Origin of the sequence: Alkalilimnicola sp. S0819 (assembly GCF_009295635.1) — a bacterium.
Classification (GTDB): Bacteria; Pseudomonadota; Gammaproteobacteria; order Nitrococcales; family WHIW01; genus S0819.
Genome location: NZ_WHIW01000002.1, coordinates 285516 through 302188 on the forward strand (window position 1 = coordinate 285516; position 16673 = coordinate 302188).

A 16673-nucleotide genomic window follows, 5' to 3' on the forward strand; every position below is an offset into this window, starting at 1 on the left:
GGGCCATCGTCGCGCTGCTCGTCCTTGTTTCGGGGCGGTGAGCGCGCGGGCGCGTTTCACCTCGACGAGCGCCCTAAGTCTATGACGCGATTTATCTTCATTACCGGCGGTGTGGTGTCCTCCCTGGGGAAAGGCATCGCCGCCGCCTCGCTGGGCAGCATTCTGCAAGCCCGCGGGCTGCGGGTGTCCATGATCAAGATGGACCCCTACATCAACGTGGACCCGGGCACCATGAGCCCGTTCCAGCACGGCGAGGTCTACGTCACCGACGATGGCGCCGAGACCGACCTGGATCTGGGTCACTACGAGCGCTTCGTGCGCAGCACCGTCAGTCGGCGCAACAACTACACCACCGGCCGGATCTACGAGAACGTCATCCGCAAGGAGCGCCGAGGCGAGTACCTGGGCGGCACGGTGCAGGTCATCCCCCACATCACCGACGAGATCCAGCGCTGCATCGAGCAGGGCGCGGGGGACGCCGACGTGGCGCTGGTGGAGATCGGCGGCACCGTGGGGGATATCGAATCCCTGCCCTTCCTGGAGGCCATCCGCCAGATGGGCACCGAGAAGCGGGGCCGCTGCCTTTACGTGCACCTGACCCTGGTGCCCTTCATGGGCGCGGCGGGCGAGATGAAGACCAAGCCCACCCAGCACTCGGTGAAAGAGCTGCGCTCCATCGGCATACAGCCCGATATCCTGCTCTGTCGCGCCACCCAGCCGGTGCCGGAAGAAGAACGGCGCAAGATCGCCCTGTTCACCAACGTCGAGCCGGCGGCGGTCATGTCGGTGCTGGACGTGGATTCCATCTACAAGGTGCCCCGTGCCCTGCACGAGGAAGGCCTGGACACCATCGTCGCCGACAAGCTGGGCCTGGAGCTGCCGGCGGTGAACCTCGCCGACTGGGACGCGGTGGTGGATGCCGTGGAACACCCGGAAGGGGAAGTCACCATCGCCATGGTGGGCAAGTACGTCAACCTGGCCGATGCCTACATGTCGCTCAACGAATCCCTGCGCCACGCCGGCATCCAGACCCGGCGCAAGGTGAATATCCGCTACATCGACTCGGAAGAGATCGAGCGCCAGGGCACGGAGCTGCTGGCCGATGTGGACGCCATCCTGGTGCCCGGCGGCTTCGGCGAGCGGGGTGTGGAGGGCAAGATCGCCGCCGCCCGCTATGCCCGCGAGAACAAGGTGCCGTATCTGGGCATTTGTCTCGGCATGCAGGTGGCGGTGATCGAATACGCCCGCAACGTGGCGGGCCTGCATGGCGCCCACAGCACCGAGTTCGCCAAGCACCCGGAGCATCCGGTGATCGCCCTGATCACCGAGTGGATGACCGAGGAAGGCATCCTCGAGCAGCGCAGCCAGGATTCGGATCTCGGCGGCACCATGCGCCTGGGCAGCCAGCAGTGCCGGCTCATGCCCGGCAGCCTGATCCATGACGTCTACCACAAGGACGTGATCGACGAGCGCCACCGCCACCGTTACGAGTTCAACAACCGTTACCGCGAGGCGCTGGAGAAGGCGGGTCTGCGGATCTCCGCCTGGTCCGGGGACGGCTCCCTGGCCGAGGTGGTGGAGCTGGCGGAGCATCCCTGGTTCCTGGCCTGTCAGTTCCACCCGGAGTTCACCTCCACGCCGCGAGACGGCCATCCGCTGTTCACCAGCTTCGTGCGCGCCGCCAGCAAGCGGCACGCTGGCTGACACCGCCGCGAGGGGCGAGCACTATGCAGCTATGCGACTTTCAGGTGGGCCTGGATCAGCCCTTCTTCCTCATCGCCGGTCCCTGCGTGATCGAGTCCGAGCAGCTGGCGATGGATACCGCCGGCACGCTCAAGGAACTCTGTGAGCGCCTGGGCATTCCGTTCATCTACAAATCCTCCTTCGACAAGGCCAACCGCTCCTCCCATGCCAGCTTCCGCGGCCCGGGCATGGACGAGGGGCTGCGCATCCTCGAGGCCGTGCGTGAGCGGATCGGCGTGCCGGTGCTCACCGATGTGCACGAGGACACGCCGCTGGCCGAGGTGGCCTCGGTGGTGGACGTGCTGCAGACCCCGGCCTTTCTGTGTCGGCAGACCAACTACATCCAGAATGTCGCCCGCCAGGGGCGGCCGGTGAACATCAAGAAGGGCCAGTTCCTCGCGCCCTGGGACATGAAGCACGTGGTGGAGAAGGCGCGGGCCGTGGGCAACGAGCAGATCATGGTCTGCGAGCGGGGCGTGTCCTTCGGCTACAACAATCTGGTCTCCGACATGCGCGCGCTGGCCGTGATGCGTGAAAGCCACGCCCCGGTGGTGTTCGATGCCACCCACTCGGTGCAGTTGCCGGGCGGGCAGGGCAGCGCCTCGGGCGGGCAGCGGGAGTTCGTGCCGGTGCTGGCCCGCGCTGCCGTGGCGGCCGGGGTGTCGGGGCTGTTCATGGAAACCCACCCGGACCCGGACAAGGCGCTCTCCGACGGCCCCAACGCCTGGCCGCTGGGCAAGATGGAAGCGCTGCTCGGCACGCTGAAGGAGCTGGACGAAGCCGTGAAGCGCGCCGGTTTCCTCGAAGCCGAGCTTTAAAAGGCGGGAAGTCCCCGCACACAATAAAACCCGATCAGGGGGTTCAGGGTCGAGCCCCCGGCCTACGCACGTTCAAGAAAGGTACCTACTCGATGGCGACGATCAAGGACATCCTGGCACGCGAAGTGCTCGACTCCCGCGGCAACCCCACGGTGGAAGCCGACGTCACCCTGGACAACGGTGTCATGGGCCGGGCCGCCGTGCCCTCCGGCGCTTCCACCGGGGCGCGCGAGGCCGTGGAGCTGCGCGACGGCGACAAGAGCCGCTACCTGGGCAAGGGCGTGCGCCAGGCCGTGGAGAACGTCAACACGGTGATCCGTGAGGCGCTCACCGGCATGGATGTGGACGATCTGGCCGCCATCGACGCGAAAATGATCGAGCTGGACGGCACCGACAACAAGGGCCGGCTGGGCGCCAACGCGCTGCTGGCCGTGTCCCTGGCCGCCGCCCAGGCCGCCGCGAAGCAGGCCGGCGTGTCCCTGTACCGGCATCTGAACCCGCAGGGCCCCTGGGTGCTGCCGGTGCCCATGATGAACATCCTCAACGGCGGTGCCCATGCCGACAACTCCGTGGATATCCAGGAGTTCATGGTCATGCCCATCGGCTTCGACCGCTTCAGCGAAGCCCTGCGCTGCGGCACCGAGATCTTCCATGCCCTGAAGAACGTGTTGAAGCGCCAGGGGCTGAACACCGCCGTGGGCGACGAGGGCGGCTTCGCCCCGGACCTGCCCTCCAACGAGGCGGCCCTGGAAGTGATCCGCGACGCCGTGGCCGAGGCCGGCTACACCCTGGGCGGGGACGTGTACCTGGCGCTGGATGTGGCCAGCTCCGAGTTCTACAAGGACGGCAAGTACGTGCTGGAGAGCGAGGGCAAGTCCTTCGACGCCGCCGGCTTCGTCGACTTCCTGGCCGGGCTGGTGGATCGTTACCCCATCGTCTCCATCGAGGACGGCATGGCCGAGGACGACTGGGAAGGCTGGAAGCTGCTCACCGAGCGCCTGGGCGAGAAGGTGCAGCTGGTGGGCGACGATCTGTTCGTCACCAACACCGCCATCCTCCAGCAGGGCATCGATACGGGCACCGCCAACTCCATCCTCATCAAGGTCAACCAGATCGGCACCCTCACCGAGACCCTGAACGCCATCCGCCTGGCCGACGAGGCGGGCTACTCCGCCGTGGTCTCCCACCGCTCCGGCGAGACCGAGGATTACACCATCGCCGATCTGGCCGTGGCCACCACCGCCACCCAGATCAAGACCGGCTCCGCCTCGCGCTCCGACCGCATCGCCAAGTACAACCAGTTGCTGCGCATCGAGCAGGAGCTGGGCGAGCAGGCGGGCTATGCCGGACGCGACGCCTTCCCCAACCTGAAGAGCTTCTGAGCGGGGCGGCGCGGGCATGCGCTGGGTGACTGCGGGGCTGGCGGTGATCCTGCTGCTCCTGCAGTACGCCCTGTGGTTCGGCGAGGGCGGGCTGATCGAGCTGTGGCGGCTGGAAGAGGCCGTGGCGACGCAGCGCGCCGAGAACACCGAACTGCGCCAGCGCAACGTCACCCTGGAGGCCGAGGTGAAGGATCTGAAGAGCGGACTGGAAGCCGTGGAAGAGCGCGCGCGCGGGGAGCTGGGCATGATTCGCGACGGTGAGGTGTTCTACCAGGTGGTGGAGGAATGAGCACACGCATCTGGGCCGTGCTGCCCGCCGCCGGCATCGGTCGGCGCATGGGTGCCGCCATCCCCAAGCAGTATCTGAACCTGCGTGACCGGCCGGTGATCCACTGGTCGCTGGATGCACTGCTGGAGCACCCCCGGGTACATGGCGCGGTGCTGGCCCTGGCCGCCGAGGACACCCATTGGGAAGCCCTGGCGTACGGGCACGACAAGCCCGTGCACCGGGTGCGGGGCGGCGCCGAACGGGCCCATTCGGTGCTCAACGCCCTGCGCTTTCTAGCCCAGCGGGGCGCCGGCGAGGACTGGGTGCTGGTGCATGACGCCGTGCGTCCCTGCCTGGATCTGGCCGAACTCGACGCCCTGCTGGATCAGGGCCTGAGCTCCGAGCACGGCGCGCTGCTCGCCGTGCCGGTGCGCGACACCCTCAAACGCGCCGACCGGGGTGGCCACGTGGCCCAGACCGTGCAGCGCGAGGGCGTGTGGCACGCGCTCACCCCCCAGCTCTTTCCCCTGTGCCGCCTGCTCCAGGCCCTGGAGGCGGCCATGACCGCCGAAGCCCTGGTCACCGACGAGGCCTCCGCCATGGAGCGGGCCGGCTACCAGCCGCGGCTGGTGGAGGGGCGCGCCACGAATCTCAAGATCACCCGCCCGGCGGACCTGGACCTGGCCGCCGCCATTCTCGAATACCGCGGGGAGGCCGCCGATGCGGATCGGGCAGGGCTTTGACGCTCATCGCTTCGCGCCGGGCACCCGGTTGGTGCTGGGCGGCGTGGAGATCCCCCACGACCAGGGCCTGGAAGCCCATTCCGACGGTGATGTGCTGCTGCACGCCATCACCGACGCGGTGCTGGGCGCCGCGGGGCTGGGGGATCTGGGCAAGCATTTTCCGGATACCGATCAGGCTTTCGCCGGCATAGACAGCCGCCTGTTATTGCGTGACGCGGTGGAGAAGGCCGCGGCGGCGGGCTGGCGGCTGGTGAACGTGGACGCCACGGTCATCGCCCAGCAGCCGCGCCTGGCCCCTCATGTGCCCGCCATGCGCGCGCACATCGCCGCCGACCTGCGCCTGGCGCAAGGCGCGGTCAACCTCAAGGCCACCACCACCGAACACATGGGCTTCACCGGCCGGGGCGAAGGCATCGCCGCGTTGGCGGTGGTGCTGCTGGAGGCCCGATGAGCGCATTGCGGCCGCTGCCCTACGCCCACGGCGAGCCCCTGGGGCGGGCCTTGCTGCGGGCAAGCCCCGAGGATTTTCGCGTCTTCGAAGAGCTGCCCTTCAGTCCCACGGGGGCGGGCGAGCACCTGATGCTGCGGGTCCGCAAGCGCGGCTGGAACACCGACGCCGTGGCCGGGTTGCTGGCGCAGCGCTTCGGCGTGGGGCGTCAGGCGGTGAGCTACGCGGGCTTGAAGGACCGCTGGGCGGTCACCGAGCAGTGGTTCTCGGTGCATCTGCCCGGCACCGAAGCCGCGCTGCCGGCGCTCGACGAGGGCGTGGAGATCCTCCAGGCCGCGCGGCACGATCGCAAGCTGCGCCGCGGTGCGCTGAGCGGCAATCGCTTCAGCCTGCGCCTGCGCGCGGTGGAGTCCGCGGCCGCGCCGCTCTCGGCGCGCCTGGGCTTGATCGCCCGGCTCGGGGTGCCCAACTATTTCGGGGAGCAGCGCTTCGGGCGCTCCGGCGACAACGTCAGCCGGGCCCGCGCGCTCCTGGCCGGGGAATTCCGCACCCGCAACCGGAACTTGCGCGGCATACTCTATTCCGCCGCCCGCTCCGAGCTCTTCAACCGGGTGCTGGCCGCGCGGCTGGCGCAGCGGAGCTGGGATCGCCCCCTGGAGGGCGATGTGATGATGCTCGACGGGCGCAGCGCCTGCTTTTCCGGAGAGCCGGGGGATACGGCGCTGGCGCGGCGCATGGCGCTGATGGACATCCACCCCACCGGTCCGCTGCCGGGCAAGGGCGGCCTGGAGCCCGTGGGGGCGGCCGGTGAGCTGGAGCAGCAAGTGCTGGCCGACGAGGCCGAACTGATCGCCGGCCTGGTGCGCGCCGGGCTGGACGGCGCGCGGCGTGCCCTGCGGTTGCGCGTTGGCGGTCTGCGCTGGCATTTTCCCGCGCCGGATCAGCTGCAACTGGATTTCAGCCTGCCCGCCGGCGCCTACGCCACCGCCGTGGTGCGGGAGCTGTGCGCGGCTTACGAGGAAAAACCGGAGCCGGCGTAAAACCACCGGCTTCTGCGCCCGACGAAACAACGGCTCGACGAAAACCACGGCATTGTGGGAGCGGCTCCTGGCCGCGAATGCCTTTCACGGAAGATTCGCGGCCAGGAGCCGCTCCTACACGGAAGAGGCTTTTGGCCGGCGCAGCAGCACATAGACCGCGCCGCTGCCGCCATCGCGGGGTTGCGCGGAGCAGAAGGCCAGCACGCAGTCCAGTTGGCGCAGCCAGTGGTCCACCTTGCCCTTGAGCACCGGGCCGCGGTTGTCCGAACGCCGGCCCTTGCCGTGGATGACCCGCACGCAGCCGAGATCGCGCTGCCGGCACTCGCCGAAGAACTCCCGCAGGGCTTCCCGGGCCAGCGGCACGGTCAGGCCGTGGAGGTCCAGCTCGGCATCGAGCCGGTACTGGCCCCGGCGCAGCTTGCGCCATACCCGGCGTTGCAGGCCGTCCCGGGCGTAGGCGAGCTCCTCGCCGCTCTCCAGCCCCTCGGGGTCGGGGCCGTCCAGCAGCTCGGCGAGCACGGCCTTGTCATCGGCGATGCGCTGCAGGGGGACGGGGCGAGGCGGCGGCGGGCGCACCGGTTCGGCGACCGGGCCCAGCGGGCGCACATCGGCCATGGCGCTGCGGAATTGCACCCGGTCGATGTCCAGATCCTGGTCGTCATGGTCGCGCATGGGGCCGAGTATAGCCGCCCACAGGCGCGGCTGAACAACATCTGTATACTTTCATTCTTTCGTGCAAGGCAGGCCGGAACGGGTAATGCGACGAATCCTGGTCAGTAACGACGATGGCTATCGGGCGCCGGGCATACGGGCGCTGGCCACGGCGCTGGGCGCGGTGGCCGAGGTCACCCTGGTCGCGCCGGAGCGCGACCGCAGCGGTGCGAGCAACTCCCTCACCCTGGAATACCCGCTGCGCGCCGAGGCCGTGGGCGAGCGTCGCTACCGGGTGCAGGGCACCCCCACGGACTGCGTGCATCTGGCCATCACCGGCTTCCTGGAGCAGGAGCCGGACATGGTGGTCTCGGGCATCAATGCCGGCGCCAACATGGGCGACGACGTGCTCTACAGCGGCACCGTGGCCGCCGCTATGGAAGGGCGCAGCCTGGGCCTGCCCGCCATCGCGGTTTCCCTGGTGGGGCCGGAGCTGCGCCACTATGAAACCGCCGCCCAGGTGGCCGTCACACTGGTCCAGCGCCTGGAAGCCGATCCCTTGCCCTCCGATACCATCCTCAACGTCAATGTGCCGGACCTGCCCTGGGAGCGGCTCGCCGGTTTCGAGGCCACCCGACTGGGGCAGCGCCACCGTGCCGAGGGCATGATTCGCGCCGAGGACCCGCGAGGCCGGGTCATTTACTGGATCGGCCCGCCGGGCGACGCCCAGGACGCCGGGCCGGGCACGGATTTCAACGCGGTGGAGCGCGGCTTCGTGTCGGTGACACCGCTGCAGGTGGATCTCACCCGCTACCAGGCGCTGGAGCAGGTGGCCGGCTGGGTGACGGGGCTATGATGGATACACGACGTTTTCAGGGCATCGGCATGACTTCGGAGCGCACCCGGCGCCGACTGGTGGACCGGCTGCGCGAGCGGGGCGTGGGCGATGAACGGGTGCTGGAGGCGATTCGCGCCACGCCCCGGCACCTTTTCCTGGACGAGGCGCTGGCGAGCCGCGCCTACGAAGACAGCTCCCTGCCCATCGGCCACGGCCAGACGCTCTCGCAGCCCTATATCGTCGCGCGCATGACCGAGACCCTGCTGGCGGAAGGCGTACCGGACAAGGTGCTGGAGGTGGGCACGGGCTCCGGCTATCAGGCCGCGATCCTCGCCCAACTGGTGCCCCAGGTGTATTCCATCGAGCGTATCCGGCTGCTCCACGACCGCGCCCGCCGGCTGCTGCAGGAACTGAAGCTCTACAACGCGCGGCTGCGCCACGGCGACGGCTTCCAGGGCTGGCCGGCCGGCGCCCCCTTCGACGCCATCCTGCTCACCGCCGCCCCCTCCCGCGTGCCCCCGGCGCTGCTCGAACAACTGGCCCCCGGCGGTCGGCTGGTCGCCCCGGAAGGCGATGCCCGCCAGGCGCTGGTGGTCTATCGCAAGGGGCCGGACGGCCTGCAGCGCGAACACCTGGAAGACGTGACCTTCGTGCCCATGCTGGGAGGTACCCAATGAGCGAAGCCGCCGCCGCGCCAGGCCTGTTCGGGCGCTTGTATCTTATGGTGCTGCGCTGGGCGGGGCATCGCCACGCGCCCTGGTATCTGGGCGGGCTGAGTTTCGCCGAATCCTCCTTCTTCCCCATTCCGCCGGACGTGATGCTCGCCCCCATGGTCATGGCGCGCCCCAGTCACGCCTGGCGCCTGGCCGCCCTGACCACCGCCACCTCGGTGCTGGGCGGCCTGCTGGGTTATCTGATCGGCTATTTCGCCCTGGACATCATCGAGCCCTGGCTGCACAGCCTTGGTTGGTGGGAGGCCTACCTGCAGGTCCGCGGCTGGTTTCTGCACTGGGGCTTTTGGGTCATACTCGTGGCGGGTTTCTCGCCGATACCCTACAAGCTGTTCACCATCGCGGCGGGGACGCTGGGCCTTGGGGTACTGCCCTTCGTGCTGGGTTCGCTGCTGGGGCGGGGGGCGCGCTTCTACCTGGTGGCGGGCTTGATCGCCTGGGGCGGGCCGCGGCTGGAGCCCTGGCTGAGGACATACATTGAACGGATCGGATGGTTGACGGTAGCGCTATTGGCCGCGGGCGTCTTGTTGCTGCGCTAGCGCTGCTCCTGCTGGGGGCGGCGCTGCTGCTCAGTGGCTGCGCGAGCAACCACCGCGCACCGGTCTACACCCGCGGCGAGCAGAGCATACCGGCCAGCGGCATCTACCAGGTGCGCCGGGGCGACACCCTGTATTCCATCTCGTTCCGACACGGCCTGGATTACCGCCGGGTCGCCGCCTGGAACCGCATCGGTGCGCCATACCGCATCTATCCCGGTCAGAAGATCCGCTTGCGCCCGGCCAGCACCAAGCGTGCGTCGAAGCCCCCCGTGGCGCGCTCCCCGAAACCCGCCCCCAAGAGCCGAACCCCCGCGCCGTCGCGCCCCGCGTCCACCGCTCAGAAGTGGCGCTGGCCCACCGAGGGCAAGGTGGTGCGCGGCTTTTCCCGCAATGCCAACGGCAAGCAGGGCATAGAGATCCGCGGGCGGCTGGGGCAGGCCATCGAGGCCGCCGCCCCCGGGCGGGTGGTCTATAGCGGCAACGGCCTGCGCGGCTACGGCAATCTGGTGATCATCAAGCATGACAGCCGCTATCTCACGGCCTATGGCTACAACCGGCGTATTCTGGTGCAGGAGGGGGAATCGGTGTCGCGTGGGCAGCGGATCGCCGAGATGGGGGCGGGGTCGGATCGCCAGCCTACGTTGCATTTCGAGCTGCGGGTGGATGGCAAGCCGGTGGATCCGCTGCGGTATTTGCCGGGGCGATAGGGTTGGCGGCGAAGGCGCCAGAAACGCACCTGGCAGCCAGCGCGTACCCATCGTCGAGACCAGCTACTACGCCGGGCTGGATGCCATCACCCCGGCCAGCTCCTTCGGCGATCAGGACGTGCTGATCCAGGGCCACGCCGTGGACCGGGCCAGTGGCGGCAAGCTGCCCAATGTGCCGGTCAAGGTGGTACTGGACAAGGGCGGCTTCGAGCGCAGCTTCGAGGTCTTCGCCGACGCCGCCGGGGATTTCGAGTACGCCTTCACGCCGCTGTCCGGCGAGGCCGGCGTGTACACCGTCTCCCTGGTGCACCCGGACGTGGTCGACCGGCCCGAGCACGGCCGGTTCGTGGTCAGCCGCGTACTCATGAGCCCCACCAGCGCCGGGCTGAACCTGGCCTATGACCAGCCCCTGAGCATCCCGGTGAAGCTCACCGCCGGCAGCGGCACCCAGGCGAGCAAGCTGCGCCTGGCGCTGCAAGGCACGACCCCGGCGGGCATCACCCTGGATGTACCGGAGCCGATCAGCATCAACGCCGGCCAGACCAAGACGGTCACGCTCACCGTCACGGGTGCCGAGACCGCCCCCGAGACCGGCACTTTCAGCCTCAACCTGCTGAGCAAGGAAAGCGGCGCCAAGGTGCTGGGTACACTCGAGGTCGACTACCGCCTCTCCCAGGCCGTGCCGACCCTGCAGTACAGCCCGAGCTACGTGGAAACCGGCGTGGCCTTCGGCGACAGCGTGATCGAGACCGTAACGCTGTCCAACAAGGGCCTGGCCGATTTGCAGGACGTGCAGCTGAGCCTGCTCGACGCCGACGGCTCACCGGCCCCGAACTGGGTGTACCTGATCACCCCGTCCGCCGCGGGCAATCTCGCGGTGGGCGACACCACCCAGGTGCAGATCGCCGCCGCCCCCACCGCGGGCAGAGCCGCGGAGGACATTCACCGCTTGAAGTTGCGGGTGGCCTCGGCCAACCATCCGACGCGGGACGTGAACGTCTACGTCTCGGTGGTGCAGGACGGCATCGGCAACGCCCTGTTCAAGCTCTCGGATATCTACACCGCCACCCTGGATTCCAACGGCGAGCTCATCCAGGGCGTGGAGGGCGCGCGCATCCGCGTGCAGAACGAGAACGTGATCAGCGTCGAGCAGACCCTGGTGTCGGATGCGGCGGGCGAGGCCCTGTTCCAGGACCTGCCGGCCGGCAGCTACCGCTACCGCGTCACCGCCGACAACCACGAGGAAGTGGTCGGACGGCTGCGGGTGAAGCCGGGCATCACCGTCACCGAAGAGGCCTTCCTGCCTTACAGCCTGGTGACCGTGCAGTGGTCGGTGAAGGAAATCACCATCGAAGACCGCTACGAGATCACCCTGCACGCCACCTTCGAGACCGACGTGCCGGCCGCGGTGGTCGTCGCCGAGCCCGCCAGCATCAACCTGCCGGAAATGGCCGCGGGCGATGTGTTCCAGGGCGAGATCCGCCTGACCAACCACGGTTTGATCCGCGCGGACAACCTGGAAGTCGCCATGCCCTCGGACGATCAGTACTACCGCTTCGAGCTCATGGACGGCCTGCCGGATTCACTCCCCGCCAAGGCGAGCATCGTGGTGCCTTACCGCCTGGTAATGCTGCAGCCCTTCGAGCCCGACGGCGATGCCAGCGGCGGCGGGTGCTACACCTATGAACGCTGCGGTAGCGCCAATTACGGCTACACCTGCGCCAACGACACCACCACCACCGGGAATGCGGGCTACTGCTTCTACCGCAGCTACGGCACCTGCAGTGGAGGTGGTGGTGGAGGTAGCGGTGGCTGGACCGGTGGCTGGACCGGCGGTTATGGCGGCGGCTACGGCGGCGGCCCCGGTTACAGCTCCCTCAGCGGCACCCAGTGCGTGCCCCGCCCGCAGGAGTGCGAAGACGGCTGCGAAGCCCCCGGCCAGGGCCCCGCCCAGTAGCCGCGATGCAGCGAAGCGAAATCGAGGATCCCGGTTCCACCCAACAAGAACGACCAACTGAGCGCCGCCCCCCGGGGCGGCCAAGGAAGAACAACAAGATGAAGACCCCGGCAAAGCAACAGAACCCCCCACGGCGCGCCCGGCTCCTTGCCGCCGCCCTGACGGTTCTCCTGCTCGGCCTCCTACAACCGGCCACCGCCGCGGTAGAACTCCCCAGCGGCTACTACCACACCACCGTGGAAGACCTCACGATCAAGATCCTCGGCGGCCACATCAAGGCCCGCCGCACCTGGTACCGCGGCCGCTGGCAGTTCAACCGTGCCTGGAACAACCTCAAGATCGAGTACGACGCGCTGAGCGGCGAGATCAGCACCATCACCCGCAACCTCGACGTCTACGAGCCCAGCGGCTCGAGCAAGGAGCTCTTCGTCTACGACGGGCGCTACACCCTACGCAAGCTCGACACCGGCTTCCGCTGGGCCGACCGCAAGGGCAACTGGATCGAGTACGACAACGCCGGCCATATCAACCGGTACGGGGACCGCAACAACATCACGGTCAGCTTCGGCTACGACAGCGCCGGCCAGCGCACCGGCGTGTTCGACCACCACGGCCGCCAGGTGCTCTGGTACGAGTACAGCAACGGCCGGGTCAGCGCGGTCCACGACTACACCCAGCCCAGCCCGCGCCGGGTGGAGTACACTTGGGTGGAGGGCAAGCTCACCGCCGTCAAGGACGTGCTCGGCAACACCTGGCGCTACAGCTACTCGGGTGGCGAGCTCACCCGGATCACGGACCCAGAAGGGCGCCCCATCCACATCGCCTACCACGCCGAGAGCGGCAGCTCGACGAGCGGCGGCACCACCTCGGGCGGCAGCGGCTCAAGCACCACCGCCGCCTTCTACGCCAGCGACAGCGGCGACTCCATCGAACACGCCCGACGCGTGGCCAGCGTGACCTTGGCCGACGGCACCGGCCCGCGCTACGTCTACGACTACGACAGCACCAAGAAGCAGTTCTACGTGAAGACCACCCAGAGCTCGGGCAAGGTCACCGAGCAGTGGTACGACCGCGAGGGCTACAAGATCCGCGAGGACATCAACGGCCTGACGGTTGCCAACATCCTCCACAGCTCCGATCGGCGGCGCACGGTCACCACCAACGAGCTCGGGCAAAAGACCATCGAGGAGTACGACGAGCACCGCAACCGGACCAAAATCACCTACCCGGACGGCGCGAGCAAGAGCTGGCGCTATGACCCGGTCTACTCCCAGGTGCTGCAAGAGACCAACGAGCTGGGCATCGTCACCCAGTACACCTACGACGCCCAGGGAAACCTCACCCGGATGGTCGAGGCAGTAGGAAAGCCTGCCGAGCGCACCACCACCTTTACGTACGACCAGCACGGCCAGCGCCTCACCCAGACCAAAGCCGGGGATGCGCGCACCGCGACGGCGAGGACGAGCTATACGTACGATGCCTGGGGCAACCTCACCAGCCGCACGGATCCTGAGGGCTACACGGTGCGCCTGGTGGCTCACGACGCGATGGGTAATGCACTGGCGATGGATGATGAGCGCGGCAAACGCTGGCGGCGCAGCTTTGATGCGAGCGGCAAGCTTACCGCCCAGATCAACCCCCTGGGCCAGAGCACCCGCTATGCCTATGATCGCAGCGGGAAGCTCGTAAGCATCACGGATGCTGCGCAGAACACGATCCGCTACACCTATGACGCCAGTCACCGTAGAGTCAGCGTGACCGATGCCCTGGGCGGCGAAATCAGCATTGCCTATAACGATCAGGGGCAGCTCGCAACGGTCACCGACCAGACAGGGAAACGCTTGGGCGCGTACAGCTACGATGCGCGCGGTTTGCTCGCGAGCACGACGGATGGGGCGGGCAACACCGTCGCCCATACTTACGGAAGCCAGGGCAGTGGTGCGCGCTGGCATGAGCTCAGTGCCATCCAGTATCCGACCTACAGCGAGACCTACCAGTACGACAGCCGCGGCCGCCGCACCCTCGCGCGCCGGGTGCTCTCCGAGACCACCGCCCTGGAGACCCAGTACCGTTACAACGCCGCCGGCTGGCGCACCGCGCTGATCGACCCCAAGGGCCGGTCCACGACCTACACGCACGACGCCCTGGGCCGCCTGGCGAGTGTCGCCGACCCGGCCGAAGGTGTGACCGCTTACACCTACGACGACCGGGATAACCTGCTCGAAGTCCACAACGCCCGCGGCATCCGGCTGCGCCGCTATACCTACGATGGCAACGACCGGCGCACCGCCGAGATCTGGCCCGATGAGCGCGCCTGGCGCTACACTTTCGACCCTGTGGGGAACCCGGCCACCCGTATTGACGCCAAGGGTCAGCGCCGGGTCTTTACCTTTGATGACGCCCGACGGCTGGTGAGCTTGCAGGACTACCAGACCGACGGTGCGCTGGCGCGCAGCAGCAGTTTCAGTTACGACCAGCTCGGGCGCCTGACGGGCTACGACGACGGCACGACCCGCGGCAGCTACACCTACGACCCGCAGCACCGCCTGACCGGCGCCACCGTGGACTACGGCGCCTTCAGCAAGAGCCTGGGCTACAGCTACCACCGCAACGGGTTGAAGGCGAGCTTCACGGGCGCCGACGGCACCACCACCCAGTACGGCTATGACGTCGCCAATCGCCTGGTCAGCATTCAGGTGCCGGGGCAGGGCAGCCTCAGCTACACAGCCCATCAGTGGTTTGCGCCCACCCGGGCCGTACTGCCCGGTGGTGGCGGGCAAAGCTTCGCTTACGATGCGCTGATGCGCCCGCAGCGCATCGCCGCCACCGACCCAGCGAACCAGCCGCTGCTTGACTACCGTTACGACTACGACCGCGCCGGCAACATCACCCAGAAGACCACCTCCCAGGGCACCCACCACTACGACTATGACCGGCTGGACCGGTTGACCCAGGCCGACAACCCCACCCTCGCCGACGAGGCGTACACCTATGACCCGGTGGGCAACCGACTGAGCAGCCTGGATACCACTGAAGCGTGGGAATACGACGCCAGTGACCAACTGCTGGGCCACGACACGGCCACTTTCCAGTACGACGCCAACGGCGGCCTGATCCAGAAGACCGTCAAGGGTGTAACCACCGAGTACCGCTACGGCACCGACAGCCGCCTTCGCGCGGTGGCACTCCCGGACGGGCGGCAGGCGAGCTATTACTACGATCCCTTTGGCCGGCGGCTATGGAAGGAGGTGGACGGCGAACGTACCTACTTCCTCTATGCCGAGGAGGGACTGGTGGCGGAGTTTGACGCAAGCGGCCAACCCATCCGCGAATACGGCTACAAGCCGGACAGCACCTGGGGCACCGCGCCGCTGTGGATGAAGGCGGGTGGGGAGACCTACTACTATCTCAATGATCATCTGGGCACGCCGCAGCAGCTTGTCACCGCGGGCGGACGTCGCGCCTGGGGGGCGGACTACGCAGCTTTTGGGGAGGCAAAACCATTAACGACCGCTGTGGACAACCCGCTGCGGTTTCCGGGGCAGTACGTCGATCAAGAGACTGGGCTGCATTACAACTGGCATCGGTACTATGACACACAGACCGGGCGGTATATCGCCTCCGACCCCATCGGTCTGGCTGCCGGGGTGAATACGTATCAGTATGCTTCGTCGAACTCCTTAACTATTACGGACCCGACTGGTCTCGTCGATTGGAGCGGTACGGTTTCGGGGGGCGCGATTATTGCGGCTGGTTTCTTTGTATTCGACTTGGAGACCGAGTGCGTAAATGGGAAAAAGGGCTACGCCAAGGTGCTTATGACTGGACCGGGCATCGGTGCGGGTTTGCTCGATGCGTCAGCATCGCAGTCTTCTATTACGCTGACAGACGCGACGTCATCTCCAGCACCTCGGTCTGTTTTCAATGACCGGTCGCTGGAGGGAGGCTTTATTGCGACGGCGGCTTGGTCGATGGGTCAGACAGCAAGTCAGCGTCTTGGTCAGAAGCTAGGAGGCGGATCGGGTAAGGCTGATGGAGTCGGGTGCGCGGCAGTGCGGCTCGGCGATGCAGGTGGTTCTGGGTGTGGTTCCATCTTCGGTGTCGATGTCAGCATTGGTTTATTCTTCGGCTCGTCGACGGTGCTAGAGGCCCGCGTCGAAGACTGTTCTTGCACGAAGGAGTAGCGCGTGCGTTCAACCCGGATATGGGCTTGTGTGATTGCGTTTTCTGTTGCCGGCTTAATAGCGCTGAACGAGATCGTTTCGATAGCTACCGGTAGTCCCGTCATTCGGCTACAAGGGATATCCGGGTTGGCGTACGCAGTACTTATATTGAGTGGATTTTTGCTTTTGAAGAAACCCCAATCGAACGCGGCCGATTATGAGGAACTGCAAAAATTAAACCATCGCTTTTTCCTCCGGGCGATTAAGTTCTTAGCTGCGTGTTATGCGGTAGGGGGTATATTATTCTTTGCGGCTTTGGCGGTGAGCGCGGCGCTTTTTGGAGAGAAAGGGCTGGTTTTCGTCGCCGACAACGTCACATCGTTTATCCAGGTCGGAACGATGGTAGGCATCCCGGTCGTTGCGCGCTTTCTGAAGTGAAAAAGCGCGTGCGTTTTGGAAAAATGGGACTGGACAGAAGGAACAGATTGATATTCCGCGCCTCCGGCTTGGGGAGGTGCACGTAGCGATAAGGGGGAGGGGCGATGCCAAGGATGGCCCGAGTTCTGCTGCCGAATTATCCGCACGACGTGGTGCAGCGGGGCATGATCGGCAGGCGGTGTTTGGGGAGGCGGAGCACTATCGCTT

15 protein-coding genes are annotated in these 16673 nt (G+C 67.1%); 14 read left to right on the top strand and 1 reads right to left on the bottom strand.

Going from position 1 to position 16673, the window contains the following annotated elements:
• Positions 1–81 precede the first annotated feature (81 nt).
• From GBG68_RS02895 to truD, 7 genes are all read left to right on the top strand, one after another.
• On the top strand, positions 82–1704 hold the full coding sequence (locus GBG68_RS02895) for a CTP synthase (protein ID WP_152144920.1): 1623 nt from the start codon (positions 82–84) through the stop codon (positions 1702–1704).
• 23 nt (positions 1705–1727) lie between these two features.
• Positions 1728–2561, top strand: coding sequence for a 3-deoxy-8-phosphooctulonate synthase (gene kdsA, locus GBG68_RS02900; protein WP_152144922.1), 834 nt, complete (start codon positions 1728–1730; stop codon positions 2559–2561).
• Positions 2562–2653: 92 nt separating this feature from the next.
• Entirely contained in the window at positions 2654–3943 is a 1290-nt protein-coding gene (gene eno / locus GBG68_RS02905) for a phosphopyruvate hydratase (RefSeq protein WP_152144924.1), read from the top strand.
• Between the two features lie 16 nt (positions 3944–3959).
• Positions 3960–4232: a cell division protein FtsB gene (ftsB, locus tag GBG68_RS02910; RefSeq protein WP_152144926.1), complete on the top strand. Its 273-nt coding sequence runs from the start codon at positions 3960–3962 to the stop codon at positions 4230–4232.
• Complete coding sequence (gene ispD, locus GBG68_RS02915; protein WP_152144928.1) at positions 4229–4954, top strand: 2-C-methyl-D-erythritol 4-phosphate cytidylyltransferase; 726 nt, start codon at positions 4229–4231, stop codon at positions 4952–4954. The genes ftsB and ispD overlap by 4 nt, the downstream gene beginning before the upstream one ends.
• Positions 4932–5405: a 2-C-methyl-D-erythritol 2,4-cyclodiphosphate synthase gene (gene ispF, locus GBG68_RS02920; protein ID WP_152144930.1), complete on the top strand. Its 474-nt coding sequence runs from the start codon at positions 4932–4934 to the stop codon at positions 5403–5405. The genes ispD and ispF overlap by 23 nt, the downstream gene beginning before the upstream one ends.
• Positions 5402–6442, top strand: a complete 1041-nt coding sequence (gene truD, locus GBG68_RS02925; RefSeq protein ID WP_226801569.1) for a tRNA pseudouridine(13) synthase TruD — start codon at positions 5402–5404, stop codon at positions 6440–6442. Before ispF ends, truD begins: the two co-directional genes overlap by 4 nt.
• Positions 6443–6556: 114 nt before the next feature.
• Here truD and GBG68_RS02930 read toward each other — a convergent pair whose 3' ends face one another.
• The gene (locus GBG68_RS02930) at positions 6557–7114 is read right to left on the bottom strand and encodes a Smr/MutS family protein (protein WP_152144932.1); all 558 of its coding nucleotides are present in this window, start codon (positions 7112–7114) and stop codon (positions 6557–6559) included.
• A gap of 85 nt (positions 7115–7199) precedes the next feature.
• On the opposite strand from GBG68_RS02930, the gene surE reads away from it, so the two are divergent.
• From surE to GBG68_RS02960, 7 genes are all read left to right on the top strand, one after another.
• Positions 7200–7949: a 5'/3'-nucleotidase SurE gene (gene surE / locus GBG68_RS02935; protein ID WP_152144934.1), complete on the top strand. Its 750-nt coding sequence runs from the start codon at positions 7200–7202 to the stop codon at positions 7947–7949.
• A complete protein-coding gene (locus GBG68_RS02940) occupies positions 7949–8608 on the top strand; it encodes a protein-L-isoaspartate(D-aspartate) O-methyltransferase (protein ID WP_152144986.1) in 660 nt (219 codons plus the stop codon). Before surE ends, GBG68_RS02940 begins: the two co-directional genes overlap by 1 nt.
• Entirely contained in the window at positions 8605–9201 is a 597-nt protein-coding gene (locus tag GBG68_RS02945) for a YqaA family protein (RefSeq protein ID WP_193222192.1), read from the top strand. Before GBG68_RS02940 ends, GBG68_RS02945 begins: the two co-directional genes overlap by 4 nt.
• Positions 9153–9908 carry a peptidoglycan DD-metalloendopeptidase family protein gene (locus GBG68_RS02950; protein WP_152144936.1) on the top strand — a complete coding sequence of 252 codons (756 nt, stop codon included), beginning with the start codon at positions 9153–9155 and terminating at the stop codon, positions 9906–9908. Before GBG68_RS02945 ends, GBG68_RS02950 begins: the two co-directional genes overlap by 49 nt.
• Complete coding sequence (locus GBG68_RS14060; RefSeq protein ID WP_193222193.1) at positions 9865–11865, top strand: carboxypeptidase-like regulatory domain-containing protein; 2001 nt, start codon at positions 9865–9867, stop codon at positions 11863–11865. Before GBG68_RS02950 ends, GBG68_RS14060 begins: the two co-directional genes overlap by 44 nt.
• 98 nt (positions 11866–11963) lie before the next feature.
• Positions 11964–16049, top strand: coding sequence for an RHS repeat-associated core domain-containing protein (locus tag GBG68_RS02955; RefSeq protein ID WP_193222194.1), 4086 nt, complete (start codon positions 11964–11966; stop codon positions 16047–16049).
• Between the two features lie 3 nt (positions 16050–16052).
• The gene (locus GBG68_RS02960; protein WP_152144939.1) at positions 16053–16466 is read left to right on the top strand and encodes a hypothetical protein; all 414 of its coding nucleotides are present in this window, start codon (positions 16053–16055) and stop codon (positions 16464–16466) included.
• The last annotated feature ends 207 nt before the right edge of the window (positions 16467–16673 follow it).